Here is a 25899-nt window from a genome sequence, read left to right on the forward strand (position 1 = left end):
GCGCCCTCCGCCGGGGCCGCGCCCCCCGCCGGGGCCGCGCCCGCGCCCGCGCCCGCCCCCCTGGTGCCTCCGCCGGCCTCGACCACGTCGGGACGGGGCGGCATTCTCCAGTGGCCGGTGCAAGGCTCGGTGCTGTCGGGCTTCGGGCCGATCGAAGGGCGCATGCACAACGATGGCATCAACATCGCGGCCGCCCAGGGCACGCTGGTGCGCGCGGCGGAAAACGGGGTGGTCGCCTACGCGGGCAACGAAATCCGGGGTTTTGGCAACCTGCTCTTGATCAAGCACGAAGGCGGCCTGATGACGGCCTATGCCCACAACGCCGTTTTGCTGGTCGAGCGCGGGCAGACGGTGCGCCGGGGCCAGGAAATCGCCAAGGTGGGATCGAGCGGCGGCGTCTCGCGCCCGCAGCTGCACTTCGAGGTGCGCAAGAACGGCAAGGCGGTGGATCCCATGCCCTACCTGAAAAGCCAGAAGGTGGCGGATCTGGGCGGGGCCGCGGCGGGGCGCGAAGGGGCGTCCGGTCTTTTGTGCGTTGCATCAAAAGGGGAAATCGCGTCCTCCGACACCGTTGGCGGTTGACCGGCGCTCGGCTGCGGCCCTATGACAGCGACGGGCCACGATCCCCCAACGGGTCGCGACCTTCTGTGAGGAAGGAAGACAACCGATGTCCGACGCGCAAAAGCCGGCCACCCGGCCGGCCAATCCGAACTTCTCCTCTGGTCCGTGCGCCAAGCGTCCCGGGTGGACCCCGGCGGCGCTGGCCGATGCCCTGGTGGGCCGCTCGCACCGGGCCAAGCCCGGCAAGGCCCGTCTGGCCGATGTGCTGGACCGCAGCCGCGCCCTGCTGGGGCTTCCCGCCGACTATCGCATTGCCATCGTTGCCGCGTCGGATACCGGCGCCGTCGAAATGGCCCTGTGGTCCCTGCTGGGCCCGCGTGGCGTCGACATGCTGGCGTGGGAAAGCTTCGGCTCGGGATGGGTGACCGATGTCACCAAGCAGCTCAAGCTGTCCGACGTTCGCGTGCTTGACGCGGCCTATGGCGCGCTGCCCGACCTCGCGCAGGTGGATTTCAGCCGCGACGTGGTCTTCACCTGGAACGGCACCACCTCGGGCGTGTGCGTGCCCAACGGCGACTGGATCGCCGCCGACCGCGAGGGCCTGACCATCTGCGACGCGACCTCGGCCGCGTTTGCCATGGATCTGCCCTGGGACAAGCTCGACGTCGTGACCTACTCCTGGCAGAAGGTCCTGGGCGGCGAGGCTCAGCACGGCATTTTGATCCTGTCGCCCCGCGCCGTGGAGCGTCTGGAAAGCTACACCCCGAAGTGGCCGATGCCCAAGCTGTTCCGCATGACCAAGGGCGGCAAGCTGGTCGAAGGCATCTTCAAGGGTGAAACCATCAACACGCCCTCCATGCTGGTGGTCGAGGATGCCCTTGACGGCCTCAAGTGGGCCGAGGCGGTGGGCGGTCTGCCCGGCCTGATCAAGCGCACCCAGGCCAACCTGGCCGTGGTCAGCGAGTGGGTCGCGCGCACGGCGTGGGTGGACTTCCTGGCCACCGACGCGTCCTTCCGTTCTTCCACGTCGATCTGCCTCAAGGTGGTCGCCGACTGGTTCGTGGCCCTGTCGGCCGAGGACCAGGCCAAGGCCGCCAAGCGCCTGGTCTCGGTGCTGGATGCCGAGGGCGTGGCCTATGACATCGGGTCCTACCGCGACGCGCCGGCCGGCTTGCGTCTGTGGGGCGGGGCCACGGTGGAAGAGGCCGACATGGCCGCCCTGCTGCCCTGGCTCGATTGGGCCGAGGCCGTGGTGAAGGCCGAGTTCGCCCGCTGATCGGGGCGCCAGGACGTGTTGAGGTGAAGGAGGGGCGTATGCCCAAGGTTCTTGTTAGCGATAAGTTGAGCCCGACGGCGGTGAAGATTTTCTCCGACCGCGGCATTGACGTGGACGTGAAGACCGGCCTGAAGCCCGACGAGCTGATGGCGATCATCGGCGACTACGACGGCCTTGCCGTGCGCTCGGAAACCAAGGTGACGGCGGCGGTGCTGGAAAAGGCCACGAACCTCAAGGTCGTGGGCCGGGCCGGCATTGGCGTGGACAACATCGACATTCCGGCCGCCACCCAGCGCGGCGTGGTGGTGATGAACACGCCCTACGGCAACGCCATCACCACCGCCGAGCACACCATCGCCATGATGTTCTCGCTGGCCCGGCAGATTCCGCTGGCCAACGCCTCGACCCACGCCGGCAAGTGGGAAAAGAACCGCTTCATGGGCGTGGAGCTGTTCAACAAGGTGCTGGGCCTGATCGGCTGCGGCAACATTGGCTCGATCGTGGCCGAGCGCGCCGTGGCCTTGCGCATGCGCGTGATCGCGTTCGACCCCTACCTGTCGCCGGAACGGGCGCTGGATCTGGGGGTGGAGAAGGTCGAGCTGGACGACCTGATCGCGCGGGCTGATTTCATCACCTTGCACACGCCCCTGACCGAGAAGACGCGCGGCATCCTGAACGCCGACGCCATCGCCCGCATGAAAAAGGGCGTGCGTCTGATCAACTGCGCGCGCGGTGGCCTGATCGACGAGGCGGCCTTGAAGGCGGCCCTGGAAAGCGGCCACGTCGCGGGGGCGGCCCTGGATGTGTTCACCGCCGAGCCGGCCAAGGAAAACATTCTGTTTGGCATGGACAACGTGGTGTGCACGCCGCACCTGGGCGCCTCGACCAGCGAAGCCCAGGAGAACGTGGCGTTGCAGGTGGCCGACCAGATCAGCGATTACCTGCTGACCGGCGCGGTGACCAACGCCTTGAACATGGCCGCCGTCACCGCCGAGGAGGCGCCGCGCCTGCGCCCCTACATGAAGCTGTGCGAGCAGTTGGGCAGCTTCACGGGCCAGATCACGGAAAGCAGCCTGAAGGCCGTGACCATTGAATACCTGGGCGACGTGGCGCACCTGAACACCAAGCCGCTGACCGCCGTGGTCTTGCAGGGCCTGCTGTCGCCGCTGCTTGAATCGGTGAACATGATCAACGCCCCCCTGATCGCGCGCGAGCGCGATATTGAGGTGCGCGAGACCAAGAGCGAAAACAGCTCGAACTTCCACAGCCTGATCCGGGTGCAGGTGACCACCGAACGCCAGACCCGCAGCGTCGAGGGCTCGCTGTTCGGCGGCGCCCTGCCGCGCCTGGTGCGGATCAACGACATCCCGGTCGAGGCCGAACTGGCCCCGACCATGTTGTACGTGGTCAACGAGGACAAGCCGGGCTTCATCGGCCGGGTGGGAACGGTGCTGTCCGAGGCCGGCGTCAACATCGCTTCCTTCCACCTGGGCCGCGAGACGGTCGGCGGTCGCGCCATTTGTCTCGTCAACGTGGACACCGAGATCACCGCGCCCCTCCTGGAAAAGGTCGCGGCTCTTCCCAACGTGGTGATGGCCAAGGCGCTGGCGTTCTAAGCGTCCTTTCGCCTTCATCCAACACTTGAAGCCCGCACGCCGGCTCCCCTGGGGCCGGCGTGTTGCTTATTTGGGGGGGGAGGGGGAGCGTCGAGGCCCGCTGACGGCTTTCAAGGAGAGCATCCCGTAACCCCATCAGGCTGAGCCGGAGGCGGACGGCTTTGCGCTCTGTTCGGTCGGTCAACGGGGCGGTGCTCTTTCTCGACAACGGACGTTGCATCAAAAGGTTGTGTCCGCTGTAGTCTTGCGAAGAGCGACCAAGACAACATCGATAAAAGTGACGAACGCGATTTCAAGGAATTGGCCGCCGTGCTGCTGAATGCCTCAGATCAGAAGTTGGCGGATCTGGTGGAGAGCGGAAAGTTTCAGGAGGTTCATGGCGATGGCCAGAACGAGGGTTTACAAGAGCGACGTGAAGGCGGCAATCCACGAGACCGCGCTGGACCTGCGTGAAACCGGGCTCATTGACAAGCACACCATGCGCCGGTTCGACGAATCCTGTCTGACGCCGGTTCGAAAGTTCACGGCCGAAGAGATCCGTGCCCTACGCGAACGTGAACAGGTCAGCCAGACCGTGTTCGCCCTGTATCTCAATGTCACCAAGGATTCGGTAAGCCAATGGGAGCGTGGCGACAAGCGACCTGCCGGCCCGGCGTGCAAGCTGTTGTCCCTTGTCGCCGAAAAAGGACTGTCGGCCATCGCCTGAGCCTTGAGGGGGAGTATTCTTCCGCTCACTGTTGGCCAAGAGAAGAATGGCTATTGGAGCTTCTCGACCCCGCGCGTAACATCCTCGCAGGGCTCGAACGTCGAGGTGGGACACTTGACGATTTCGTGTTTCCCAGCGGGGTCGATCACGCAAAGCACATCAGCACCCGGCAGGATGCTCGTCTCGTTGACGAGTGGGTCACCGGGATCGGGTTGCGCCGGGAGGACTATGGGACACATTCGCTGCGCCGTACCAAGGCGTCCATCATCTACAAGCAGACAGGCAATCTGCGTGCCGTACAGATCCTGCTTGGTCACACGAAGATTGAGAGCACTGTCCGGTATCTCGGCGTCGATATAGAAGATGCTCTGCTGCTTGCCGAAGGCGCGGAAATCTGAAGTTTGAAAGAACTCCTCGATTTCAGCGTCGACGGGTTTTGCCCGGAGCCAGCATTATCAGGTTTGCGCCCATCTCAGACTTTGCGCTTTGTGAAGCTCATTTTCGAAGGCTGACCGACCCCCATCGCTTCCAGCGATGATATAGAGTTTTAGTGTGAACCATTGACGAAGGGGCGCATTGAAGTCGATCATGAACCATCCCTTTTCGGCATCCTAATTTACCGATCTGATTTGTGGGAATTTTTCATAAATTAACGAAAAGACAGAAGAGAAAGACGAACTTGTCTAACGCAAAGGAAGCCACATATCTTTGGGTAGCTGAGACTGTATTGCGCAAGGCTGGCCGGCCACTTCGCGCTGCTGAGCTCGTAGCACGTGGTTTGGACGACCAGCTGTTCAATGATCAAGAGATTAGCAAGACTCCACAAAAGTCCATGCAGTCTAGGCTTAGTATGGAAATTCTTCGAAATGGGGACAGCTCAAAATTCGTTCGAGTTGCTGCCGGGAAATTTTTCTTGCGAGACCTTTTGGAGCAGCACAGACGCAGCGAAGTTCACGGCAATTTGGCAGTTTATACTGCCCCCAGGCGTACCGCTCCGCCAAGTTCCGAAAGAGTGCTGGCAATACATCGCGACAAGTATGGGCCGTTTCTAGATTTCCAAGGCATAGGTATGGGGCCATTCAAATCCCCTGAGAATCTTTTTGATCGGAATTTGGTCACGTATCTCCCACGAACTGAGGCAGAGATACGTGATGATCTGAAGCAGTTCATAACTTATACGATAGTGCAACACGAGACTAAAATTCTATCCTTTGTTCGTGGACAATATAATCGCGCCGCATCTTTTCTTCGCGGAGCAACATGTGTCGGGTTTGGAGGACATGTCACAGATTTAGACCTCTCATTGTTCACGCAGAGAGATTTGGGGGTACGAGCCAGCGCAGTCCGAGAACTTAGCGAGGAGATAACCCTCCCAAATGGCAGGCCGCAGATTGACCCGGACAAGTTGGAGTTGCTTGGCGTTTTGAATGACAACTCGTCCTCCGTCGGCATTCGTCATCTTGCAATCGTAATGCGATACTGGGTGGAAGATTTCTCTAAATGGGAGCAGCCGCAGCGCGGTGAAGTTTCGATCAATCGTTTGCGGTGGATCGACACCAGCCGTGAGCCGCTAAATCTTTCTGATTTTGAATACTGGTCCCAGCTCTGCATCAAAGAATATTTTCCGCAAGCTTTGCGGACAGTACCAAGCTATCGGGTACAGCGGCGCAGTGTCTTCAGAAATAAACACGTCACCTGCGTCGTTGGAGCAATCGGATCGGGAAAGTCTGCAACGACGAAAGCATTGATCGAACATGCAGGCTACAAACAAATCAATAGTGGCCGGGTCCTTGCTCACCTTCTGGGTATCGCCCCTGTCCCACAATCAGATCGAGCCACATTCCAAAAGGCAGCACTCAAGTTTATTTCCGAACCTGACGGCCCCAAGGTTCTAGCGGCAGCTCTTGCTAAAGACATCCAACTTGTAGATCATGATAGAATTGTTGTAGATGGCATCAGACATCCTGAGACACTGTCAGAATTACGTGACCTGTCGCCATCACCAGTAGCTTTAATTTATGTCTACACCCCTCCAGATGTGGCATTCGAAATGTTTAGAATGCGAGAAGACTATGGATACGATAAAATCGATTTTGATGCGTTCATTGAACTCTATAATGCGCCGGTAGAGGGGCAAGTAAGGTATTTAATCCAAGATGCGGATGTAATTCTTTACAATTGGATCGGACTATCTGAGTACGAGAAAACGATAGATGAAATGTTGACTAAGGTGGGGCTGAAAACATGCTAAATGGGGGTTACGATGAAGGATATTCTTCTACTTCCTGTTTCTGGGGTACGAGGCCTGGCAGTTTGGTAGCGACATTTCTTTCGCAGCACTCGGTAGACGGTCTGGAAATTCTGGATCTAGGATGCGGAGAAGGCAAAAATGCCAACGCGTTTACCCAAGCGGGGGCGCGTGTGGTAGCCGTTGACTGCTCAAATAAAGCAATTGGCAACGGAAGGGTTGCGTTTCCGACCGCAAGGATCGAATGGCATCTCGCGGATGCGCAATCGTTCGCAAGTTCCCAGTTGGACAGCGTTTACGACGTCGTAATTGCCTACGGCCTGCTGCATTGCATGGAACGTGAGAGCGACGCCACATCACTCGTGCATGAGATCAAGCGGATAACGAAACCAGGAGGCACGGCGATAGTCGTGGCATTCAATGACCGATCTCACGATTTGTCGGCACATCCTGGCTTCGCCCCACTTTTGCTACCACACTCGTGGTTTCTGGAAGCATTTGATGACTGGGAAATCAAAACCGCGACTGATACAGTCTTATATGAAGCGCATCCGCACAATGAAATACACCACCATCATTCATTGACCCGAATGATCGTTCGAAAGCCTGAATAATGGAATCATGCCCGCAAGAGCTTAGATCCCTATATCGCACAGGAAGGGTCATCCCGTTTGTGGGAGCTGGTGCTTCGATGTCCTTCAAATGGCAGTTTCGAGGGAAAGACGTTACAGGGCCGTCATGGCGCGAGATGGTCAATGAAGCATGCACGATCATGAATTACCCTGAACCAGATCTACTGCGAATGCGGGGAAGTGACCTTCAAATCCTTGAGTATTTTGGCCTGACTATGGGCAGTTTTTCCCCTCTTACGAATTGGCTGGTCCGGCGGATGGATCCCTCTGACCGGGAGCTTTCCCAGTCTCATCTGCATCAGGTTCTGGCTGATTTGGATCGTTGCAACTTATTTTACACGACAAATTACGATGATTTTATCGAGCGTGCCCTAAAGCTAAAGGGGCGGACTGTCCAAGCGATTACATCTGAGAGGGAGATGGTTTCGGGACCAAAAGTCTCTCAAGTAGTCAAGTATCATGGCGATTTTAATCGTCCTGAGGAGATGGTTTTTTCCGAACGACACTACTACCGAAGAATGCGGTTTGAGTGCCCTCTCGACTGGAAGTTGAGATCGGACTTGCTGAACCGCGTCCTGCTCTTCGTGGGGTACAGTTTTAACGACATGAACGTAGCCCTTCTGTTTGAGCTAATAAATGCCACTCTCAACACGCTTCCCGACAGCACATCAGGAAAGAGAGCCTATATCATCTCTCATAACCCGTCAGATTTCGAGTGTAAGTTATTTGAACGTAGGAACGTTACTGTAATTCCGACCTATGGCAACGACCGCACGGCGGCGACCGCAAACGTGCTGATGGAAATGTGTTCATGAGGCCTCCCACAGTATACTACGCTACATCAAGCAGGTTTAAGCGCGACGAAATCGAGCTTTTGCAAGGTGCCAAACTTGATCAATCGGGCGGTGATGAAACGCCTTTGATCAGAGACGTTTGTGATTTTCAGTTTGCGGATGTTTCGACTGACGAACCCTTAGAAATTTCTTTGGAAAAAATGGTCGATCACAAGGTTAGATCCGCATATCGTCAGCTTCTAACCCCCTGTATCGTGGAGCATGCAGGCCTCATTTTGGAGGATGAATCTGCGTTTGGTTTTCCGGGAGGTCTTACCCAACCGATGTGGGACTCGTTATCGGATCGAGGCTTTCTTAAAAGAGTTGGCAGAGGGGGGGAAAGGGCAGTTGCGCAAGCGGTTGTCGGTTACTGCGACGGTGTCAAAGTTTGGACATTCGTGGGTGAAACGAAGGGAAGTCTAGCAAATGAGCCAAAGGGGGAAAGAAAATTTTATTGGGACACAATATTTTGTCCTGACGAATTTGGTGGAAAGACATACGCAGAGGTGTGTGGTGAGGAAGACGGTCTATTACGAAAGCTGACGGTTTCTCAGTCGGCCAAAGCGCTCCGCAAATTTGTGGAGCACCTGAGAAGGCACGGATCAGGGAATCTGTTTGCGAACGTGCCGTGAGCGGTTGGTGCAGTTTTTATGTCGATTTTGGTAGATGTGCTTTTGGCCTGATGACGGACTTTATCCATCACGATGGACGCGCTGAACGTTAACTGTCCCGAAGGGGGAATGGAAACCCGTTGTTCCGCTTTCGGCCCGATTCGGTCGTCTAGGAAAGTTAGCGCCTGGAGCATTTTCTAGGTTTCGAACCAGGTTTCCCGGCCTTCGACGCAGAAATCTGCGTCCAGCAAGGCACGATGAAGGCGCTTGATGATTCCGTTGGGTCGAGGCCGGGTGCTTTGGGTGCGCTTGTGTTTGATGCTTTCTCGTTGAGGAAACAGTGCGTAGGGATGCTGGTTGGGGCGCCCACGGACTGTTTCTACCCAACCGCGACCCGGTTGCGGCCGTCGTCCTTGGCCTGGTAGAGGGCGGCGTCGGCGCGGCGCAAGGTGTCGTCGAGGGATTCGCCGGGGCGGTATTCGGTTACGCCCAGGCTGATCGTTACCGGCGGCTCGGCCGGGTCCTCGGCGACGCGGGTGCGCAGGCGTTCGGCCAGGCGCAGGGCCTCGGCCCGGGCGCACGAGGGGAACAGCAGCAAGAACTCCTCGCCGCCCCAGCGCGCGCACACATCGTAGTCGCGCAAGGCGTCTTGCAACACGTTGGCCGTGCGAGCCAGCACCGTGTCGCCTATGGTGTGGCCCCAGGTGTCGTTCACGCTCTTGAAACGGTCGATGTCGGCCAGCGCGATGGAAAAGGCGCTGTCCTGGCGGTTGGCCAGGGCTTGCTCCTGCGCCAGCCGTTCGCGCATCAGGCGGCGGTTGGGCAGGCCGGTCAGGTCGTCGTGGGTGGAGATCATGCGCAGGTGGTCGTTCAGCGAGCGCAGCATCGCCTGGTAATGGTCGCTGATGCGCACGATCTTTTCGATCTGGCGCACCTTGCGCTGGTAGTTGTCGGCATAGCTCAGGCCGCGATCGCGCTCGGCGCGCTGGTACTGGTCCGAAATCCGGGTCAGGCGATCCAAAAGACGCTGCTGGGTGCGGTAGCGGTCGAACAGGGCGGCCAGCAACGGCCAGGGGTCTTCCTGTCCGGGGGTGGCCAGCGCCGCCTCGACGCGGGCTTCCAGGTCCTTTTCCGTCACCGTCACGAGGGCGTGGCCCGGGCAACGATATCGAACGGAAACGTGCAGTCTTCCTTGAACTCCTCGGCCAGCTCGCCCACCCGTTCGTTGGCGGCGTCGTAGGTCCAGCAGGCAACCACGGTGCGGCCCGCCTGGTGGGCGTCTTCCAACTGCTCCAGGATATCCATCAAGGCGCGGATCGAGCTGGTGTTGAGGTACAGAAGCTCCAGATCCAGGCGCAGCGGCCGGTCGCCCTCGGCCAGGTAGGCCTCCACCCATTCGATCAGCGGCTGGAACAGATCGAACGAATTTTCCGGATACGAATCGCCGCGCATGGTGATTACGCCCCCCTCGGGGTCGGCGTGGATGAGGGGGGTGGCCTGGGTCTGGGCGATTTCAAAAACGTTCATCGGCTATCCTACAAGACAACGCGCAGGCAAAAAAAACAGTGCCGCTCGTCAAGGCGCGACAGCGTGGCGGCCAGCGGACGGGTGGCCTTGCGGGCCATGTCGATGAGCCCGAGGCCGGCGCTGCCCTCCAGCTCGGCGCGGGGCTGGCGCAGTTGCGCCTTGAACGCGGCCTTCAGTTCCGCCTTGTCCATCGCCGCCAGGGTGTTGATCCGGGTCATCAGCGCGGCGCCGTCGTCGGGCATGACCACGTTGCCGGCGGTGACGATATAGTGCCCCTGCTCGTCGCGCGAGACAAACAGGCTCGCGGTTTCCAGGGCCAGGGTATCGTGCGCGTGTACATAGCGGCGAATGTTTTGGGTCATCTCAATATAAACGGAAAAAACATCTGAAACTGCAGATCTTGATTCTTCCATGCGTTCCATGTGCGCGCGCAAGGCGGTGCCGATTTCCTCGATCAGCGTGGCCGTGATCGGACCATTGAAGCACAGCATGATTTTGTCGCGCTGAAAAATTTCGCGCAAGGCCAGGAGATCGGCGGGCGATTCGGTGGCGGATGCGTCAGGTGTCATGCCCTTGCCTCGTTGCGCGGTTCCGACGATCGGCGTGATCTCGTGCCGAAAGGATGCTCGTTCGATCCCCTGGCGTCAAAGATGGAGAGCACGGGCCCCCTCGTCAAACCGGAATGCCAGAACGGTGATGTCGTCGCGTTGGGCCCCGTCGCCCTGGTACCGGTCAAGGGTGGCTTCAAGGCGGTGCTTCTGGTCGTCCAGGGGGAGGCGGGCGTTTTCCTTCATCCAGTCGATGAACCGGTGCTGGCCAAAGCCGAAGCCGCGCGGCCCCCCCGACTGGTCGAACAGGCCGTCGGAAACCAGGTAGAACGTCCGCCCGGCGGCCAGGGGGATGTGGGCATTGACATAGGTCCCGGGCTTGCGGTCGTTCAGGCCGCGCCGCCCGGCGGGAAGCTGGCCCGTGTTGGCGCCGTCGCTCCAAAGCAAGGGCATGCGGGCGCCGGCAAAGGTGACCACCCCGGTCCGCCGGTCCACGTGCGCCAGCCCCATGTCCATGGTGGTGGCCAGGCGAAGCTCGCCCGCCGTCCCGGGCAGCATGGCGCGGGCAATGGCATCCACCCGCGCCAGCACGGCGGCGGGATCCGACCACGGGGCTTCGCGCAGGGCCATATCAAGGGCGGCATGGGCCAGCATGGTCATGCACGCCCCCGGAACCCCGTGCCCGGCGCAATCCACCACCCCCAGCAAAAAAGACTGATCGTCACCGCGATACACATAAAAGTCACCCCCCACGACATCGCGCGGGCGCCACAGCACGAAAACCCGCCCGGGCAGATCGTGGTCCAGCCGGGAATCGGGCAAGATCGCCTTTTGCAGCAGGCTGGCATAGCGAATGGAATCGGTCAGGCGCTGGTGGGTGTCTTGCAGGCGGTCATTGACCGCCGCCAGCTCGTCGGTGCGCGCCGCCACCAGGTGTTCCAGGTGCTCGGCGTTGGCCTGAACCTGCCGGGCCATGGCATCGAAGGCCCGGGTCAGCGCGCCCAGTTCGTCGCGCCGGGAGGGAAGCGCGGTACCCCGGTAGGTTCCGGTGCGAACCGCCTCGATGGATCCGCTCAACCGGACCAGCGGGCGCACGATCAGGGCATCGAAGCCCAGCGCGGTCAGGCCGGCCGTGGCCAGGACGACAAGGGAAATGATGGCCGCCGCCAGCACCAGGCGATCGGGGGTGAGCAATGCCTTCTGGCGCATGTCCACCGCCGACAGCACCACCCAGCCCAGGGTTGGAACCGAGGCCGTCGCCACCAGGTGGGAATGGCCTTCCAGCGAAACCCGGGTGCTGGGAAGGTGGGTCTGCTCGGGCGCGACCCGCAGCAGCGCCGCCAGCCGCGCGCGCGACCCGTCGTCGTCGGCCAGACGAAACACGGTGTTTTCGGCCTCGGGCCGGGCGGCGAGGTCGAAGGCGATCCGGCGCGTGTCGGGATGCGCCACCACCGCGCCCCGTTCATCCAGGATCATGGTGGTGACACCCGTTTCCCCGCCGCCCAGAAGGCGGGTTAGAAACGCATCCAGACGGATTCCGGTCCCCACGATTCCCAGCACCCGATCCTGGCCATCGCGGACCGCGATGTTGATCCAGACATTGGTCACCCCCAGGGTCTTGTCGTGGTCGACATTGATCCAGATGCCATCCGCTTGGGCCAATGTGGTGAAATACCAGGAATTTTCGGGAACGCCGTCCTGCACCGTGTAGGTTACCCGAGGCGAGGGCGCCTCGGGGCTCGCGTAATAGAAATGCCGGCTTTGGGCCACCGCCACGAAATAGCCGTGACTGGAGAAAGCGCCCCGGAATTTTTCCGCCTCTTCCAGGAAACGGGCGCGTTTGGCCGGATTGTCCTCGTCCGCCAGCCAGTCGCGCACCAGCCCGGAGTCCGCGAAACGCCGGGCCAGGGCTACCTCCAGCCCGACCTCGGACATGGTGCGGTGCTGGGTGCGCAAGGCGGTGTCGCGGGCCAGGGACGCGCCCAGGTCGTTTTGGATGTCGCCCAGCAAGATCCGGCCCCCGATCCCCAGCACGGCAAGGGACACAACGGTGATGCCAAGCACCAGGGCCACGCTTTTGGCGCGCAGCCCCCACCGGAAGGGCCTTCGTGACGTCGCATGCGGCATGGGAGAAGGTCCCTTTCCCGGCCCGGATCTGGAAAACAGGGCCCCAAGGATGGCGGGTTTGTCCGGCCGCGCAAGCGCCTTTTCACGAACCGCTGCCCCCTTGCCCCGGCATGAGCCCGAGGGTCACGGGCCGGGGCGCGGGGTCATGCCGGGCTTGCCCCGGCGTTTCCCCTTGGAGTGGAATCCGGGGAGGACTCAAGCTCATCGAAGGGGACCCAGCCCTGGCGCCCGAAGGCTTCCAGGGGGTGGAAGCGCTCCTTGTAGGCCATCTTGGGACTTTTGGCGATCCAGTAGCCCAGATACACGTAGTCCAGGCCCTGGCGTCTGGTTTCCTCGATCAGCCACAGCACGATCCAGGTTCCCAGGCTGCGCTGGGCGGGCAAGGTGGTGTCGAAAAACGAATAGACCGCCGACAGGCCGTCGGACAGATGGTCAAGCAGGCAGGCCGCGCGCAACAGCCCCGAGGGATCGCGGAATTCCACCAGCGAGGTGCGGATCGGGCTGTCCTCGATCATCGAGCGGTAATCGAAAAAGCCCATCAGGGCCATGTCGCTGTCGCCGTGGCGGGCCTGCTGGTAATGGGAAAACAGATGGAATTGTTCCACGTTGGCCCGCGCCGGGGTCAGGGCGCCGGTCAACCCGGCGTTGGCGGTCCAGAGCTTGCGGAAGGTGCGGCCGGGGTGAAAGTCGCGCACGCGAATGCGCACCGGCACGCACGCCTGGCAGTCCGGGCACACGGGCGCGTAGGCGATGGTGTGGCTGCGGCGGAACCCGGCCCGGGACAACGCTTCATGCAGCGGTTCCGCCTCGGGACCGGTGAGATCGGTGAGAAGCTTGCGTTCCATCGGCCCTTCAAGATAAGGGCAGGGCATGGGAGCCGTCGTGAAAAAGAAATGGGGACGGTGGAGTTGTCCCTGGTTCATGTCGGTTCGACTCTTTCGCCTGGAACACGTGTTATTCAACAAGACCGGGTCGGGACGTGTTCCATTTTTCTTGCTGTTTGATGCATCCGGCTTTCGGAAAGGCGACCCGGCCTTTCCTGGTGCCACGCTTGTTTCCCCCACATGCCCTTAACTCATTCATTTTAGAGCGCCGCGCGTTCCACCGGATCCAGGCACGATACTCTAACCCTTTGTTTTTGCCCCCGACTTATCCAAAAAAGCGGTTCGCGCCTTCCGGATCTTACTCTAGCGCCTTTATGCCGTGGGCAAAAGGCCTGTCGGGAAGAGGGGAGGGGATCCGCGAAGATCCCTCTCAGCCCCCCGTCGTGGGCCCGTCACGGGGCGCGGGCACTGGAGCAAGACCGAAAAAGCGGTTCTCCCGTCCCGGGTCTCGCGCCAAGGCCCAAGATCAGAGCTGGTTGGAATTGGGCACGCTAAAAATGCTGGGGGGACGCGCGGCGGGGGCGCCGCCCCCCGGTCCACCTCCGGCCCCCGATCCGTCACCGGCGCCCTTGTTCTCGTACAACGACCGATCCCGAAGCAGGGTAATGGTAATGCGGCGATTGCGGGGGTCGGCCGGATCCTCGGGCATCAAGGGATCGGTGGCCGCCTTGCCTTCCACCCTGTCAATGCGCCCTTCGCCCAGGCCGGAGGCGAGCAGGGCCCGGCGGCTGGCCAGGGCCCGATCGGCCGAAAGCTCCCAGTTGCTATACCCCGAGGGATCCGCGTAAGGGGTGGCATCGGTATGGCCGGCGATTGAAACCTTGTTGGGCACGTCCTCGATCGCCTTGGTCACCAGGGCCATCAGGTCGCGGGTATGGGGCAAAAGCCGGCTGGAGCCGCTGGGGAACATCGAGAGCCCATCCTGGTCCACCAGCTGGATGCGCAGTCCCTCGGGGGTATTGTCGATGATCAGGTTGTTGGCCAGCGCCTTGAGGGCCGGCACGGCCTGAAGGGACTGGCGAATTTCCGCCGCCGCCTTTTGGAACTCGGCGTTTTGCCGCTGCTCGGCGGCCGCGTCGGCGGCACTGCCCGCCGCGCCTTGCTGCCCCTGCGCGCCCTGGCCTCCCTCGCCTTGGGTCGAGCCACCGGGGCCTTCCCCCGGATCGGCGTCGGGCTGGCCCCGCCGGGGCGTGTCGGCGTCGGTCTGGGTCTTTTCCTGGCCTTCGTTCGCGTCGGTGAACTCGTTGCCCCCGGTGCCGATGGTCGGCGGCGGCAAGGTCAGCTGGACGCTGGGCGAACTGGATTTCGACTGCATCGCCCCTTCGCCCAGAACCTGCCCGCCCAGCACGCCACCGGCGCCGCTCGGGGTCTGGGAAACGGCCGTGGGCGCGAAGTAGTTGGAAATCCCCACCAGCTGCTCTTCGGTCACCGAATTGAGCAGCCACAGCAGCAGGAAAAAGGCCATCATCGCCGTCACGAAGTCGGCATACGCCACCTTCCACGCGCCACCGTGGGCGGCGTGTCCTCCCTTCTTCACGCGCTTGATGATGATGGGTTGATCCGCCACGGCGGTACTCTCCTTGAACGGAAAAGGAGCGGGTCAAGGCCGGCGTGGCGCCGTTTGCCTTGCCCGCGTCACGAGGCGACTAATCCGACAGGTTTGTCACCGTTTCCTCCACCTCGGCGAAGGTGGGCTTGACCGTGGGCGGCAGGGTCTTGCGGGCGAACTCGATCGACACCTGGGGGGCGTACCCTTGCATGTGAGCCAGGATGGCCGCCTTCATGCAGTGCAGATACTGGGTATCGGAATCGTGGGCCGTTTCGATGGCCCGCGAGAACGGCGCGAAAAAGCCGTAGGAGAACAACACACCGCAGAACGTGCCCACCAGCGCCGCGCCGATCAGATGACCCAGCACCTCGGGCGGTTCGGTGATCGATCCCATGGTGTGAATCACGCCCAGCACCGCCGCGACGATACCAAGGGCCGGCATGCCGTCCGCCATGTCGTTCACGGCCTTCGAGACCGCGTGATTTTCGGCATGGTGGCTTTCGATCTCCGCTTCGATGATCGTTTCCATTTCGTGGGCGTTATTAGTGCCCAGAGTAAGCAATCGGAGATAATCGCACAGGAACTCAACGTTGTGATGGTCGTGGGCAACGTTGGGGAACTTTTGGAAGATGGGGCTTTCCTCGGGCTTTTCAACATGGCTTTCCAAGGCAAGATCGCCCTTGGTCTTGGCCAGTCTGAAAAGGGTGTACAGCAAGGAGAGTAACTCAAGGTAACTCTTCTTGTTGTGCCGGGGGCCTTTCATCATGGGCCCCATCGACTTCACGGTCCCCATCAAGGTGGACTTGGGGTTGCTGATGACAAACGCCCCGAATGCGGCCCCCAGGATGATCATGAACTCGAAGGGCTGCCAGAGGACGCCGATGTGACCGCCGCCCAGCAGGTAGCCGCCCATCACGCTGCCAATAACGATCACGGTGCCAATGAGGATGAGCATTGCCGCTCCATAGAAACCAAAACCGGAACCACGGCCGTATATGGGCACGGTGTCATCTTTAGTACAGCGCCTTGCCCTGGTTCTCCAGTGGAAAAAGAGCTTGACCCTGAACGATCACCACCGAAAGGTGCTCCGTGCGCCCCCGGGTGCGGTCAGGTTTTCCCCCCCACCCTTCGGAACAGGAGCCTCCCCCATGTCCCTTGATGCCGTTGCGTTCCGCAAGACGTTGGGTTGTTTCGCTTCCGGAGTGACCATTGTAACAGCCCTTGCCGACGATGGCAGCCCCGTTGGGGTGACCATCAGCGCCTTTTGCTCGCTTTCCCTTGATCCGCCGCTCGTTTTGTTCTGCCTGAACCGGAACAGTAGCCATCGGGCGGCCCTGACCCATGGAAATGTGTGTATTTCGATCCTTTCAGAGGAACAAGCCTCGTTGTCTTCGCGTTTCGCGTCAAAAAGCGAAGACCGGTTCGCGGGACTCGACCTTGATCCGACACCCCAGGGTATTCCGGCCCCGGCGGGAGGTCTGGCGCGCCTGGACTGTCGGGTGGTTTCCGTGGCCGAGGGGGGGGATCACGACATCGTGATCTGCGCCGTCGAGGCCGCGACCCACGCCGACGAAAAGCGCCCGCTGGTTCATTGCCAGGGGGCTTATCATGGTGTTCACCCCCTGGGTTGACCCTGGGCAACGACCCTCAGGGGATTAAGGGAACACCGTTTTTCCCCAAAAAACAACCCCAGACCAAGGGACGCGCAGTCCATCCGCTTGCCTCCCAAGCGGATGGACTCTCGTGAAAACAAAGGGTTGGAGCATCGGGCCTCACTTCCGTCCGGAGCCCGCCAGCCGTTTCGCGAGGCCGGGCCGGGGTCCTGGTTCCTTCCGGTGGGCGTGGCATGCGATCACCTTCCGGGCGGCGCCAGCCCGGTGGGCGCCAGCACCAGCGTTCCCCCCGAGGCGTCCTTGCCATTCACGGCGATCAGGCGACCGGCCTGCCACAAGGGCAGCATGTCGGCGTAGTGGGGCGACAAGGGGTGTCCGGACTGGCCCGTGGCCAGGATGAACCCGGCCTCGTCGGGGGTGGCGAGGTCCACCACCAGCCGCATTCCCGCGCCATGGTGGTGGGTGAAGGCGTCGGGCCCCTCCAGGGTCCATGACCCGCGCGACAGCGTGAAGTCATCGCCGCCGGTGGGGACTTCAAGGGTGGTCAGCGCGTCCAGGCCCGGAACTGGAATCTGGCTCCAGAATGGATTTTTAAAACGGGCCCTGTGCTCGCTGCCCCAGGCGCGGTTGAACGCGGGCGGGGCCGGGGGAGGAGGCGCGGCCCCGTCGCCTGTCGCGCCGAAAACGGTCTGAACGGCCTGGGCCAGGGTCCGGGCCTTCAGCGCGTCGCAGGTTTCGGTTTCGGGCGTGGCGACGTCGTCGCACCAGAAGGTGTCCCGGGTCAGGGCGCGGGCAATCCCCGGAGGATCGACCCGCGCCCACAGGGGCCAGGCCGGGCCCATTTCGTCGGCGTACAGGGCCTTGACCAGGGCTTGCAGCCACGCGGCCCACACCAGGGGCTCGGGACGGGGCGCGGCCATGTCGAACTGCCATCCGGGATCGGCGAGGAGGGCCCAGGCCCGGGCCAGCGCCGGATCCGAGGCCCGCATGGCCTCGGGGAAATCCAGCAAGATCGGCAGCAGCCGGGCAGCGGCCACCGACACCGTGTCCATCTGGAGGGTGGTCATGTCGGCGGCGGCGTGGGGGGCCTTGTGGGCGAGCAGGCGTTCCAGCCGGGCCGCGCGGGCCTCGCCCGGCCACTCATCGGCCAGGAACAAGGCCGGATCGCGGGGCACAAGCCGGCTGTTGGTGTTGAAAACGAACCCTTCCGGAGGATCGAGGGCCTGGGGCAGGGCCTCGAAGGGGGCGTACCCGGTCCATTGGTGGGCTTCTTCCCAGCCCGGGGTGGGCAGGCGGGCCGGCCCCTGGGCCCGCAGCGGGATGCGGCCCGGCGAAACCCGCCCGATTGCACCGTCGCGGGTGGCGAAGACCAGGGTTTGCGAGGGGGCTCCGAAATCGTGCAGGGCCTCAAGAACCTCGGCGGCCGACCGGGCCCGACCCAGGCGGTCCAGGGCCAGGGCGGTGTCGTCGTCGGCGGCCAGCACCGGGGTTGCCAGGGTCAGCACCCGCCCGGTCCGGTCCGAGCGCTCCCGGGCCAGGGTTCCCAGGCGCCCCAGCAGCACGTCGGAGACAACGGGGCCGTGCTCGGTTTCACGAACCACCAGGGTTTCGGGGTCGCCAAAGCGGACCTTGAGGATTTCCGTGCGCGTCTTGAAGGGGCGCGGGCCCTGGGGCGTGAGCACGTGATCCCCCCCGGGGTCGGCCTCGCCCCGGGCGTTGACCGGCTGTTCCACGAACAGGTCGGCGGTGTCGGCGTGGGTGGTCGTGAAGCTCCAGGCCACATGATCGCCGTGCCCGATGATCACCAGCGGCACCCCGGGGGTGGTGGCCCCCGTCCAGCTGCCCTCGGGTGTTTCCAGGCGCGCGAGGTACCACTGGATCGGGGCCTGGAAGCCCAGGTGCGGATCTCCGGCCAGCAGGGGGCCCCCGGTGGCGCCGAGCGCGCCCCCCACCGCCCAGGCGTTGGACGCCAGGGTGGGCGCGAGCGCCGCCGGCAGGGCGTCCAGCGCGGCCCGGGCCTGGGGCGCGGAAAAAAGGGCGCGGGCGGCGTCGAGGTCGGTGTCGGCAAGGGCCGGCCACAGCGAACGCAGGTGACGCGCGTCCAGCACGTCGAGCATGGCCGCGCGCACCAGTTCCTCGGTCCAGTCCGCCGACAGCCACAGCCCCATCAGCCGGCCCCACAGCAAGGAATCGACCGGGCGCCAGGGTTCGGGACGGTGAAGCAAGACCAGGAACTCGGGCGGCAGGGCGCCGGTGTGGGTGCGCACCGCGTGGTTGACGCCGGCGGCGTAGGCCTCGAACCGGGCCCGGGTGGCGGCGGGCAGGCGCTGGAAGGCGGCCTCGGCCAGGGGAACCAGGCCCAGGGCGCGGGTGAAGCGGTCAAGCGGCAGCACCGGCGCGCCCAGCAGCTCGGCCAGCCGGCCCTGGCCCAGGCGGCGCATGGATTCCATCTGCCACAACCGGTCCTGGGCGTGCACGAAGCCAAGGCCAAAGGCGGCGTCGCGCGCGCTGATGGCGCGAATGGTGGGAATCCCGTAGCGGTCGCGGGTGATGGTCACGCCGCCCTCAAGGCCGGGAGCGGGCAGGGGAGGGCCGTCCGCCGGCGTGACGGCGGGCAGGGCGCCCCCGACCGGGACCGCGACCGCGCCACTGGTCAGCGGCATCGAGGAACTGAGCGCCACCCAAAGGGCGAACAGCAGCGCGAACAGGACCGCGAGGATCAAGGCCAGGATGCGCATGCGCGGGGCCTCCCGACGGCTTCGCCCCCCGGGCCCGGGGAACGCAAGGAAGGGAAGGGGCCGGTCCGGCCGGCCCCCGGGGTCGTCAGGTCATGTTGAAGATGATGGTCTTCTTGTGGGTGAAGTGCTCCAGCATGGATTCCAAGGTGGCTTCCTTGCCCAGGCCCGAGGTCTTGACGCCCCCATAGGACAGGTTGGGCTGCACCACCAGGTTCTGGTTGACCTGGACGAAGCCGGCCTCAAGGCGGCGGGTGGCCTCCATGGCCTTGGCCAGGTCGTTGGTCCACACGGTGGCGGCCAGGCCGTAGGGGCTGTCGTTGGCGGCCTCGATCACGGCGTCGAAGTCGGTCCAGCGGAACAGGCACACGACGGGGCCGAAGATTTCCTCGCGCGCGGGCGGCGCGTCGGGGCCGATGTCGGTGAACACCACGGGGCGCAGGAACAGGCCCTTGCGCAAGGCGGGATCGGTGGGCAGCGCCGAGCACTCGGTGGCGGTGGCGCCGCTCGCCCGGCCCTTTTCGATGAAGTCCCGCACCTTGGCGAACTGCTCGGGCGAGATCACGGTGCCGATGTCGGTGCGCTCGTCGAGGGGATCGCCCATGACCAGGGCATCGACCCGTTCGCGCACCCGCTCGAAAAACGCGTCGTACAGGCTGTCGTGGACATAGATGCGGCTGGACGCGGTGCAGCTTTGCCCCTGGCGGGTGAAGCGCATGCCGGAAACCGCGCCGGCCACGGCCCGATCCAGGTCGGCGTCGGGCAGGATGATCATCGGGCTTTTGCCGCCCAGTTCCAAGGTCACGGGAATGAGCTTGTCGGCGGCGGCCTTGTACACGATGCGCCCGGTTTCCACCGATCCGGTGAAGGTTACCTTCTTCACGTCAGGGTGGGTGACCAGGGGCGCGCCGCACCCGGGGCCGTCGCCCGCCAGGATGTTGCACACGCCGGCCGGCAGCACGTCGGCCAGGATCTGGCACACGCGCAAGACGGTGAGCGGCGCTTCCTCGGCCGACTTGATGACAACGGTGTTGCCGGCGACCAGGGCCGGGGCGATCTTCATCGCCATCAGGAGCAAGGGCACGTTCCAGGGAATGATGGCTCCGACCACGCCCAGGGGCTCGCGCACCGTCACGGTGAGCATGTCGGGGTGGAAGGGCACGGTTTCGCCCTTCAGTTCCGATCCCAGCCCGCCGAAGAACACGAACATGTCGGCCAGCACCGAGGCCTCGACCCGGCTTTCGGTGCGCAGGGCCTTGCCGGTTTCCAGGGCGATCAGCCGGCCCAGTTCCTCGACATGGGCCCCCAGGCGCCGGCCGCATTCGGCCAGCAGCTTGCCGCGCTCGCGGGCCGGGCGGGCGGCCCAGGCCGGTTGCGCGGCGCGGGCGGCGGCGACCGCCCGGTCCACGTCGGCGGCGTCGCCGTCGGCGGCGGTGGCGATGACCGCGCCGGTGGCCGGGTTGACCACGTCGAAAACGCGTCCGCCCGCCGGCGCGACCAGCGCTCCGTCGATCAGGTGAAGGCCCGACAGGGCCCGGGCCAGGGCGCCGGGATCAAGGGTCGGCTCAAGGCTGGGTATCGGCATGGACCAAACACTCCCCGAATCTACAAGGATTTATGGCAAGGCCGGATCGCGTTGGCTGGATCCGTTGTCCCTGGCCGGAGGGGCCAGGACCCGCCAACACCTTAACCGCCCCCGAAAGGCGCGACAATCATCCTGGCGGGTCCCGCCACGGGGCCGGCCGGCCGGGGAAACGGGTGGCTCCGGCGGGGGTTGCGGGCGTATGGTGGGCCGGGTATTGGGAACGCCACGGATCAAGGAAGCGACCGCCGTCAGGGGAGTTCACGAACCATCATGCGACACGGACCAACCCAGGCGGGCCTTCAGGCCTTGGGGATGCTGCTCGGGCTGGGACTGGGGTGGACGGGCTTCCCGCTGCCTCTCATGGCCCATACCTTGAAGGCGGCGCATGGCTACGAAGAAGGTCTGCGCGAGACCCGGCACCGCATGCTGGAGGTGCTGGCGCGGGAACTGGCGGCCCGCGAGCCGTCGCTACGCCTCAAGATTTATGGGCGCGGGCGGTTGTTCACCCCGGCCGAAATGTGGATTGGCCTGATGTCGGGAACCCTGGAGGTCGCGAGCCTGCCGCTCACCACCTTGCGCGGGGTTGATCCGGTGTTCGCCAGGCCCGCCCGTCCGGGGCTGGCAACCACCCTGGAGGACGCCTATGGCCTGGCTCAGGGTCCCCTGATGCGCACGGTGCGCGAGACCCTGGCCCGCCATGGGGTGCGCGTCCTCGCCGATTTGTGGCTGCCCGGCGCGCTCATTGCCCGCGACGGGTCATGCGCGCACCGGCCGGCCGATCTGGCGGGCAAACGCTTCGATCCCGGCGGGCGGCCGCTGGGCGGGGTGGCCCGGGCGCACGGCGCCGTGCTCCAGGAGGCGGACAAGGCCCCGGTTTCCGGCCCCTCGCGCGAGCCGGCGGCGGTCGAGGCGGTGGCGGAACTCGATATCCTGGGGGGGCTGCCCCTGCCGGCCTCGGCTTGCGTGACCCTGCCCGGGCCGGCCGCCCCGTGGTTCGAATACCATCCGGTGCTGATGAGCGAAAAAACCTGGGCGGGCCTTTCCGAGCGCCAGCAAGCGGCGGTGATGGAAGCCGCCCGGTCGGCCGAGACCTACGCCCGCGTGGCCCTGAGCCGTGCCCTGGCCGCGTCCGAGGCGCGCCTCGCGACCGCCGCCCGCGAGGGAGCGCGCGTTGAGTTCTTCACGCCCGAGGAGGCCCGCGCCTGGATCCCGCCCGCCCCGCCGGTCGCGCCGTCCCCGGCCGAGCCCGCCCCGGGGGCGTCGGCCCCGGTCGCGTCGGCTCCGGTCGAGCCGTCCCCGGTCGAGCCCGCCCCCGTGGTCCCGGCTCCGGTCGCGGCAACGCTCCCGCCCGCGTCGGGCGGGGAACCGCGCCCGACCCCGGAGCCGTCCGCGTCGGGGGCCGCTCCGGCAGGCGCCGCCGGGCCGTCCGAACCCCTGTCCGCGCCCGCCCCGGCGCCGGTGGCTTCTCCCGTCGTGTCGTCCGCGCCGGACTCCTCGCCCGGGCCAGGGGGCGACGCCACTCCGAACGCTTCTGATTTCGTGCCTGTCGCCCCCCAGGCCCGATCCCCGTCCGAACCTCCCGCCGAGGTTTCCCCGGCCGTTTCCGAGCCGAAGGCGGAGACTCCGGGCGCCGTTGCCCCGGACACTCAGCCTTCGGCCGTGCCGCCGCCGCCGCGATCCGAATCCGCCCCCCGATAACCCCCCTGGCAGGAAAGGAGGCGGCACCCGTTCCGATATGTCCTCGTCCCATTGTGAACACGGCGGAAGTGCAGTATGTAAAAAAGAGGAGGGCTTTTTTCCCCGTGACAGCGGGCAGGAAACGGGCAGGAAAAACGGTGGCTGGATCATGATTTTTCCGGGCGAGAGAAAAAAACATGGCCATGTTGATTGAATCCCTGGAAATTCAGAATTTTCGTCTATTCCGTCATGTCAAGCTGAATAAATTGTCTCCCATGATGGTCGTGGTCGGGGGTAATGGCACCGGCAAGAGTACGCTTTTTGATGTTTTTAATTTTTTGAAGGATGCCCTGACCCAAAACGTGGCGACGGCGGTGCACCGGCGCGGTGGTTTCAAGGAACTGGTCAGCCGGGGCGAGCGGGGGCCGATTACCCTGACCGTCAAGTTTCGGGAAAGCGGGGGGCGGCTGGCAACCTACGTCTTGAAAATCGCCAACGAAAACGGCAAGCCGGTCGTGGAGCGGGAAATCCTGAAATTTCGCCGGGGAAATTTGGGAAAGCCGTGGCATTTCATTGATTTTTCCCGTGGGCAAGGCACCGCCATCACCAACGAGGTCGCGTATGGTGTTGAAGGGGCGATCGAGGAACGCAAGGAATACGTTCTGGATGATCCCAGCATTCTCGCCATCAAGGGCCTGGGGCAGTTTCGCGAATTTCGCATCGTCGCCGATTTTCGCAGCCTGATCGAAAACTGGTACATTTCGGATTTTCACATTGCCGAAGCCCGTCCCAGCATTGATGCGGGCGAGGCGGAGCATTTGTCTTCGCGAGGGGACAACGTCGCTCAGGTTGCCTATTATCTTTATGAACACCACCCGGCACAGTTCACTAAGATCCTGGAGGCCATGAAGGCACGGGTTCCCGGTGTCACCGACGTGGAAGCCAAGCCAACCGAGGACGGGCGGCTGGTTTTGCGTTTCCAGGATGGGAGTTTCAAGGACCCATTCATTGCCCGCTACGTTTCGGACGGCACCATCAAGATGTTTGCCTATCTGGTGATGCTGTTTGATCCGAAGCCATTTCCCTTGCTGGCGATCGAGGAACCCGAAAACCAGCTTTATCCGGACCTGATGATCGAGCTTCTTGAGGAATTCCGCTCTTACTCGGATCGGGGTGGACAGGTTTTTATTTCGACCCACTCTCCGGATCTGGTCAATGCCTGCAAACCCGACGAAGTCTTTTGGCTTGTCAAGGAAAACGGATTCACGGATATCCGGCGGGCTTCCGATGACCCTTTGTTGAATTCTCTTTTTGAGCAGGGAGACCTTCTTGGAGCCTTGTGGAAGCAAGGTTTGTTCACGGGAGCCCATCCCCGATGAACCGGGTGATTTTCATGCTGGAAGGAAAATCCGAGAAAGAATTTCTCGATATCCTTCTTCCTCGATTTTTTCCCGATCTGAAATTTCTTTGTATTCAGCATGAAGGAAAGCAAGATCTGGAAAAAAGTATTCCGCGTAAGCTGCGAGGATGGAAAGACCCGGAGGATTGTTTTGTCATCCTGCGAGACAAGGATACCGACGACTGTCGGACACTGAAAGCCAGCCTGGTGCGGCTCTGCCAGGATGCCGGCCGACCGGATGCGTTGGTGCGGATTGCCTGCCACGAACTGGAGGCATGGTATCTTGGGGATCCCGATGCTCTCGCCGAGGCGTTCAAGAAGCCCGACCTGGGAAAAATCAGGGGACGCCGTAAATTCAGAACCCCCGATGCCATTCAAGATCCAGTGAACGAAGTCATGTATCTGTGCCCCGCGTTCCAGAAAGTATCCGGGGCTCGGGCTGTTGCGAAGCATCTGTCGTATACAAGAAACATATCTTCCAGCTTTCGCGTATTCATCGAGGGATTGGCCAGAGTAGCCCACCTCTCGTTACCCGAACTCTGACGACAGGTGAGTGCCATGGCGATCCCCGTTCACCACCGATCCGCGACGGGTTCATTGCGGCGGGGCGGCACGGGTGTTGCATTCTGGTTGGATGCCATCCTCGCACCCGCATCGAAAGCCTGAAGACACCGCCGAAAAAGGCCACTGAAGAAGGAGAGACCCCATGACCTTGGCCGTGCGCATGAGCGAGGCGAGCGTGGCGATCTTGCGACCGGAGGGATTCCGGCGGTTGGCCTATGTCCGCTGGGAGCCCGCCAGCCCGGGCCGGGAGGCGGAGGAGGCGGCCTGTCCGGTGATCTGTGTCCACGGCCTGACCCGCAACGGCCGGGATTTCGACCGCTTGGCCCAGGGGCTGGGGGCGCGGGGGCGCACGGTCTATTGCCCCGACATGCCGGGGCGCGGCCGCTCGGACTGGCTGGCCGACCCCACGGGCTACGATACCGTGGCCTACGGCGCCGACCTGACCACGCTGCTCGCGCGGACCGGAGCCGCCACGGTGGACTGGGTGGGAACCTCGATGGGGGGGCTGATCGGCATGGGGCTGGCGGCGGTTCCGGGCTCGCCCATTCGCCGGCTGGTGCTCAACGACGTGGGGCCCCGGATCGAAGGAGCGGCCTTGTCCCGCCTGCGCGGCTACGTGGGCCAGGATCCGGTGTTCGGCTCGATGGCCGAGGTGGAAGCCGCCTTGCGTCTGGTTCATGCCGGATTCGGGGCTCTGGACGACGCGGCGTGGCGCCACATGACCGAACACGGGCACCGGGTGCGTCCGGATGGCTCCCTGGGTTTCGCCTGTGATCCCGCGATCTTGACCTCGTTGCTGGCGATGCCCGAGGGAGACGTGGAGCTGTGGCCGATCTGGGAGGCGATCCGCTGCCCGGTCCTGGTCCTGCGCGGCGCCCGGTCCGACCTTCTGTCGGCCGAAACGACGGCGCGCATGGCCGCGCATCCCTCCGGGTGCACGGTGGTCGAGGTCCCGGACGCCGGCCATGCCCCCGGCCTGATGGCGCCCGATCAGATCGAAGCCATCGCCCGGTTTTTGGGGGAGCCCTGAGGGCCGGCCCCGGGGCGTGGAGTCGAGTTTTCTTCCTTGCCGACGTAAGACCTTCTTAGGAAGAGGCGTGGTTTCCTGAACCCTCTCCACCCAGGCGATCGCCCGAACGATGGGGATCCCGGCTTGATGGGCCGTTTCGCGCGGCAAACAGGGCGCAAGGAGAGGCGCGCACGGTGAT

24 protein-coding genes are annotated in these 25899 nt (G+C 63.4%); 15 read left to right on the top strand and 9 right to left on the bottom strand.

Annotated features, from left to right (window positions below; genetic code table 11):
• The 10 genes from ROR02_RS02915 to ROR02_RS02960 form a co-directional block, all read left to right on the top strand.
• A partial coding sequence (locus ROR02_RS02915; RefSeq protein WP_147162513.1) for a murein hydrolase activator EnvC family protein occupies nt 1–582 on the top strand: 582 nt, incomplete at its 5' end.
• Nucleotides 583–667: 85 nt separating this feature from the next.
• The gene (locus tag ROR02_RS02920; protein ID WP_147162514.1) at nt 668–1837 is read left to right on the top strand and encodes a phosphoserine transaminase; all 1170 of its coding nucleotides are present in this window, start codon (nt 668–670) and stop codon (nt 1835–1837) included.
• 38 nt (nt 1838–1875) lie between these two features.
• A complete protein-coding gene (serA, locus tag ROR02_RS02925) occupies nt 1876–3453 on the top strand; it encodes a phosphoglycerate dehydrogenase (protein WP_147162515.1) in 1578 nt (525 codons plus the stop codon).
• Nucleotides 3454–3621: 168 nt separating this feature from the next.
• Nucleotides 3622–3906, top strand: coding sequence for a type II toxin-antitoxin system RelE/ParE family toxin (locus ROR02_RS17530; protein ID WP_147162559.1), 285 nt, complete (start codon nt 3622–3624; stop codon nt 3904–3906).
• Nucleotides 3830–4159, top strand: a complete 330-nt coding sequence (locus ROR02_RS02935; protein ID WP_246135371.1) for a helix-turn-helix domain-containing protein — start codon at nt 3830–3832, stop codon at nt 4157–4159. The genes ROR02_RS17530 and ROR02_RS02935 overlap by 77 nt, the downstream gene beginning before the upstream one ends.
• A gap of 53 nt (nt 4160–4212) precedes the next feature.
• Entirely contained in the window at nt 4213–4557 is a 345-nt protein-coding gene (locus tag ROR02_RS02940; RefSeq protein ID WP_246135372.1) for a tyrosine-type recombinase/integrase, read from the top strand.
• 281 nt (nt 4558–4838) lie between these two features.
• Complete coding sequence (locus ROR02_RS02945) at nt 4839–6410, top strand: HTH domain-containing protein (protein WP_170244926.1); 1572 nt, start codon at nt 4839–4841, stop codon at nt 6408–6410.
• 62 nt (nt 6411–6472) lie between these two features.
• On the top strand, nt 6473–7021 hold the full coding sequence (locus ROR02_RS02950; protein WP_218032752.1) for a class I SAM-dependent methyltransferase: 549 nt from the start codon (nt 6473–6475) through the stop codon (nt 7019–7021).
• Nucleotides 7022–7098: 77 nt separating this feature from the next.
• Nucleotides 7099–7854 carry an SIR2 family protein gene (locus tag ROR02_RS02955; protein ID WP_147162519.1) on the top strand — a complete coding sequence of 252 codons (756 nt, stop codon included), beginning with the start codon at nt 7099–7101 and terminating at the stop codon, nt 7852–7854.
• Nucleotides 7851–8504, top strand: coding sequence for a non-canonical purine NTP pyrophosphatase (locus ROR02_RS02960; protein WP_147162520.1), 654 nt, complete (start codon nt 7851–7853; stop codon nt 8502–8504). The genes ROR02_RS02955 and ROR02_RS02960 overlap by 4 nt, the downstream gene beginning before the upstream one ends.
• Before the next feature lie 358 nt (nt 8505–8862).
• Here ROR02_RS02960 and siaD read toward each other — a convergent pair whose 3' ends face one another.
• The 7 genes from siaD to motA all read right to left on the bottom strand — a co-directional run bounded on the left by siaD (nt 8863) and on the right by motA (nt 16073).
• Nucleotides 8863–9627, bottom strand: coding sequence for a biofilm regulation diguanylate cyclase SiaD (gene siaD / locus ROR02_RS02965; protein ID WP_246135373.1), 765 nt, complete (start codon nt 9625–9627; stop codon nt 8863–8865).
• Nucleotides 9624–10010 (bottom strand): biofilm regulation phosphoprotein SiaC, encoded by a 387-nt coding sequence (siaC, locus tag ROR02_RS02970; protein ID WP_147162521.1) that lies wholly within the window; start codon nt 10008–10010, stop codon nt 9624–9626. The genes siaD and siaC overlap by 4 nt, the downstream gene beginning before the upstream one ends.
• Nucleotides 10011–10018: 8 nt before the next feature.
• Nucleotides 10019–10579: a biofilm regulation protein kinase SiaB gene (siaB, locus tag ROR02_RS02975; protein WP_147162522.1), complete on the bottom strand. Its 561-nt coding sequence runs from the start codon at nt 10577–10579 to the stop codon at nt 10019–10021.
• 75 nt (nt 10580–10654) lie between these two features.
• Nucleotides 10655–12685 (bottom strand): biofilm regulation protein phosphatase SiaA, encoded by a 2031-nt coding sequence (siaA, locus tag ROR02_RS02980; protein ID WP_147162523.1) that lies wholly within the window; start codon nt 12683–12685, stop codon nt 10655–10657.
• 143 nt (nt 12686–12828) lie between these two features.
• Nucleotides 12829–13608, bottom strand: coding sequence for an arginyltransferase (locus tag ROR02_RS02985; protein ID WP_147162524.1), 780 nt, complete (start codon nt 13606–13608; stop codon nt 12829–12831).
• 427 nt (nt 13609–14035) lie between these two features.
• A complete protein-coding gene (locus tag ROR02_RS02990; protein ID WP_147162525.1) occupies nt 14036–15136 on the bottom strand; it encodes a flagellar motor protein MotB in 1101 nt (366 codons plus the stop codon).
• A gap of 79 nt (nt 15137–15215) precedes the next feature.
• A complete protein-coding gene (gene motA / locus ROR02_RS02995) occupies nt 15216–16073 on the bottom strand; it encodes a flagellar motor stator protein MotA (RefSeq protein ID WP_147162526.1) in 858 nt (285 codons plus the stop codon).
• A gap of 193 nt (nt 16074–16266) precedes the next feature.
• Here motA and ROR02_RS03000 point away from each other — a divergent pair, with 193 nt between their 5' ends.
• Nucleotides 16267–16749 (top strand): flavin reductase family protein, encoded by a 483-nt coding sequence (locus ROR02_RS03000; RefSeq protein WP_147162527.1) that lies wholly within the window; start codon nt 16267–16269, stop codon nt 16747–16749.
• A gap of 221 nt (nt 16750–16970) precedes the next feature.
• Here the strand turns inward: ROR02_RS03000 and ROR02_RS03005 are convergent, their stop codons facing one another.
• A complete protein-coding gene (locus tag ROR02_RS03005) occupies nt 16971–19469 on the bottom strand; it encodes a penicillin acylase family protein (RefSeq protein WP_147162528.1) in 2499 nt (832 codons plus the stop codon).
• 85 nt (nt 19470–19554) lie between these two features.
• Complete coding sequence (locus ROR02_RS03010; protein ID WP_147162529.1) at nt 19555–21051, bottom strand: aldehyde dehydrogenase family protein; 1497 nt, start codon at nt 21049–21051, stop codon at nt 19555–19557.
• A 270-nt stretch (nt 21052–21321) separates the two neighbouring features.
• Here ROR02_RS03010 and ROR02_RS03015 point away from each other — a divergent pair, with 270 nt between their 5' ends.
• The 4 genes from ROR02_RS03015 (at nt 21322) to ROR02_RS03030 (ending at nt 25721) form a co-directional block, all read left to right on the top strand.
• Entirely contained in the window at nt 21322–22749 is a 1428-nt protein-coding gene (locus ROR02_RS03015; RefSeq protein ID WP_147162530.1) for a type 2 periplasmic-binding domain-containing protein, read from the top strand.
• 176 nt (nt 22750–22925) lie between these two features.
• Nucleotides 22926–24107, top strand: coding sequence for an AAA family ATPase (locus ROR02_RS03020; RefSeq protein WP_218032753.1), 1182 nt, complete (start codon nt 22926–22928; stop codon nt 24105–24107).
• Nucleotides 24104–24670 carry a DUF4276 family protein gene (locus ROR02_RS03025; protein WP_147162531.1) on the top strand — a complete coding sequence of 189 codons (567 nt, stop codon included), beginning with the start codon at nt 24104–24106 and terminating at the stop codon, nt 24668–24670. The genes ROR02_RS03020 and ROR02_RS03025 overlap by 4 nt, the downstream gene beginning before the upstream one ends.
• Before the next feature lie 163 nt (nt 24671–24833).
• Nucleotides 24834–25721, top strand: coding sequence for an alpha/beta fold hydrolase (locus ROR02_RS03030; RefSeq protein ID WP_147162532.1), 888 nt, complete (start codon nt 24834–24836; stop codon nt 25719–25721).
• Nucleotides 25722–25899: the final 178 nt, after the last annotated feature.

The sequence above is a fragment of the Pararhodospirillum oryzae genome (assembly GCF_007992075.1).
In the GTDB taxonomy this organism is placed as follows: Bacteria; Pseudomonadota; Alphaproteobacteria; order Rhodospirillales; family Rhodospirillaceae; genus Pararhodospirillum; species Pararhodospirillum oryzae.

Coding starts and splice junctions, on each gene's coding strand:
- siaA (WP_147162523.1), bottom strand. CDS start 12,685: ATGCCGCATGCGACGTCACGAAGGCCCTTCCGGTGGGGGCTGCGCGCC.
- siaB (WP_147162522.1), bottom strand. CDS start 10,579: ATGACACCTGACGCATCCGCCACCGAATCGCCCGCCGATCTCCTGGCC.
- ROR02_RS02985 (WP_147162524.1), bottom strand. CDS start 13,608: ATGAACCAGGGACAACTCCACCGTCCCCATTTCTTTTTCACGACGGCT.
- ROR02_RS03000 (WP_147162527.1), top strand. CDS start 16,267: ATGTCCCTTGATGCCGTTGCGTTCCGCAAGACGTTGGGTTGTTTCGCT.
- ROR02_RS03025 (WP_147162531.1), top strand. CDS start 24,104: ATGAACCGGGTGATTTTCATGCTGGAAGGAAAATCCGAGAAAGAATTT.
- ROR02_RS03020 (WP_218032753.1), top strand. CDS start 22,926: ATGGCCATGTTGATTGAATCCCTGGAAATTCAGAATTTTCGTCTATTC.
- ROR02_RS03010 (WP_147162529.1), bottom strand. CDS start 21,051: ATGCCGATACCCAGCCTTGAGCCGACCCTTGATCCCGGCGCCCTGGCC.
- ROR02_RS02955 (WP_147162519.1), top strand. CDS start 7,099: ATGTCCTTCAAATGGCAGTTTCGAGGGAAAGACGTTACAGGGCCGTCA.
- serA (WP_147162515.1), top strand. CDS start 1,876: ATGCCCAAGGTTCTTGTTAGCGATAAGTTGAGCCCGACGGCGGTGAAG.
- ROR02_RS03030 (WP_147162532.1), top strand. CDS start 24,834: ATGACCTTGGCCGTGCGCATGAGCGAGGCGAGCGTGGCGATCTTGCGA.
- motA (WP_147162526.1), bottom strand. CDS start 16,073: ATGCTCATCCTCATTGGCACCGTGATCGTTATTGGCAGCGTGATGGGC.
- ROR02_RS02920 (WP_147162514.1), top strand. CDS start 668: ATGTCCGACGCGCAAAAGCCGGCCACCCGGCCGGCCAATCCGAACTTC.
- siaC (WP_147162521.1), bottom strand. CDS start 10,010: ATGAACGTTTTTGAAATCGCCCAGACCCAGGCCACCCCCCTCATCCAC.
- ROR02_RS03015 (WP_147162530.1), top strand. CDS start 21,322: ATGCGACACGGACCAACCCAGGCGGGCCTTCAGGCCTTGGGGATGCTG.
- ROR02_RS02960 (WP_147162520.1), top strand. CDS start 7,851: ATGAGGCCTCCCACAGTATACTACGCTACATCAAGCAGGTTTAAGCGC.
- ROR02_RS03005 (WP_147162528.1), bottom strand. CDS start 19,469: ATGCGCATCCTGGCCTTGATCCTCGCGGTCCTGTTCGCGCTGCTGTTC.
- ROR02_RS02935 (WP_246135371.1), top strand. CDS start 3,830: ATGGCGATGGCCAGAACGAGGGTTTACAAGAGCGACGTGAAGGCGGCA.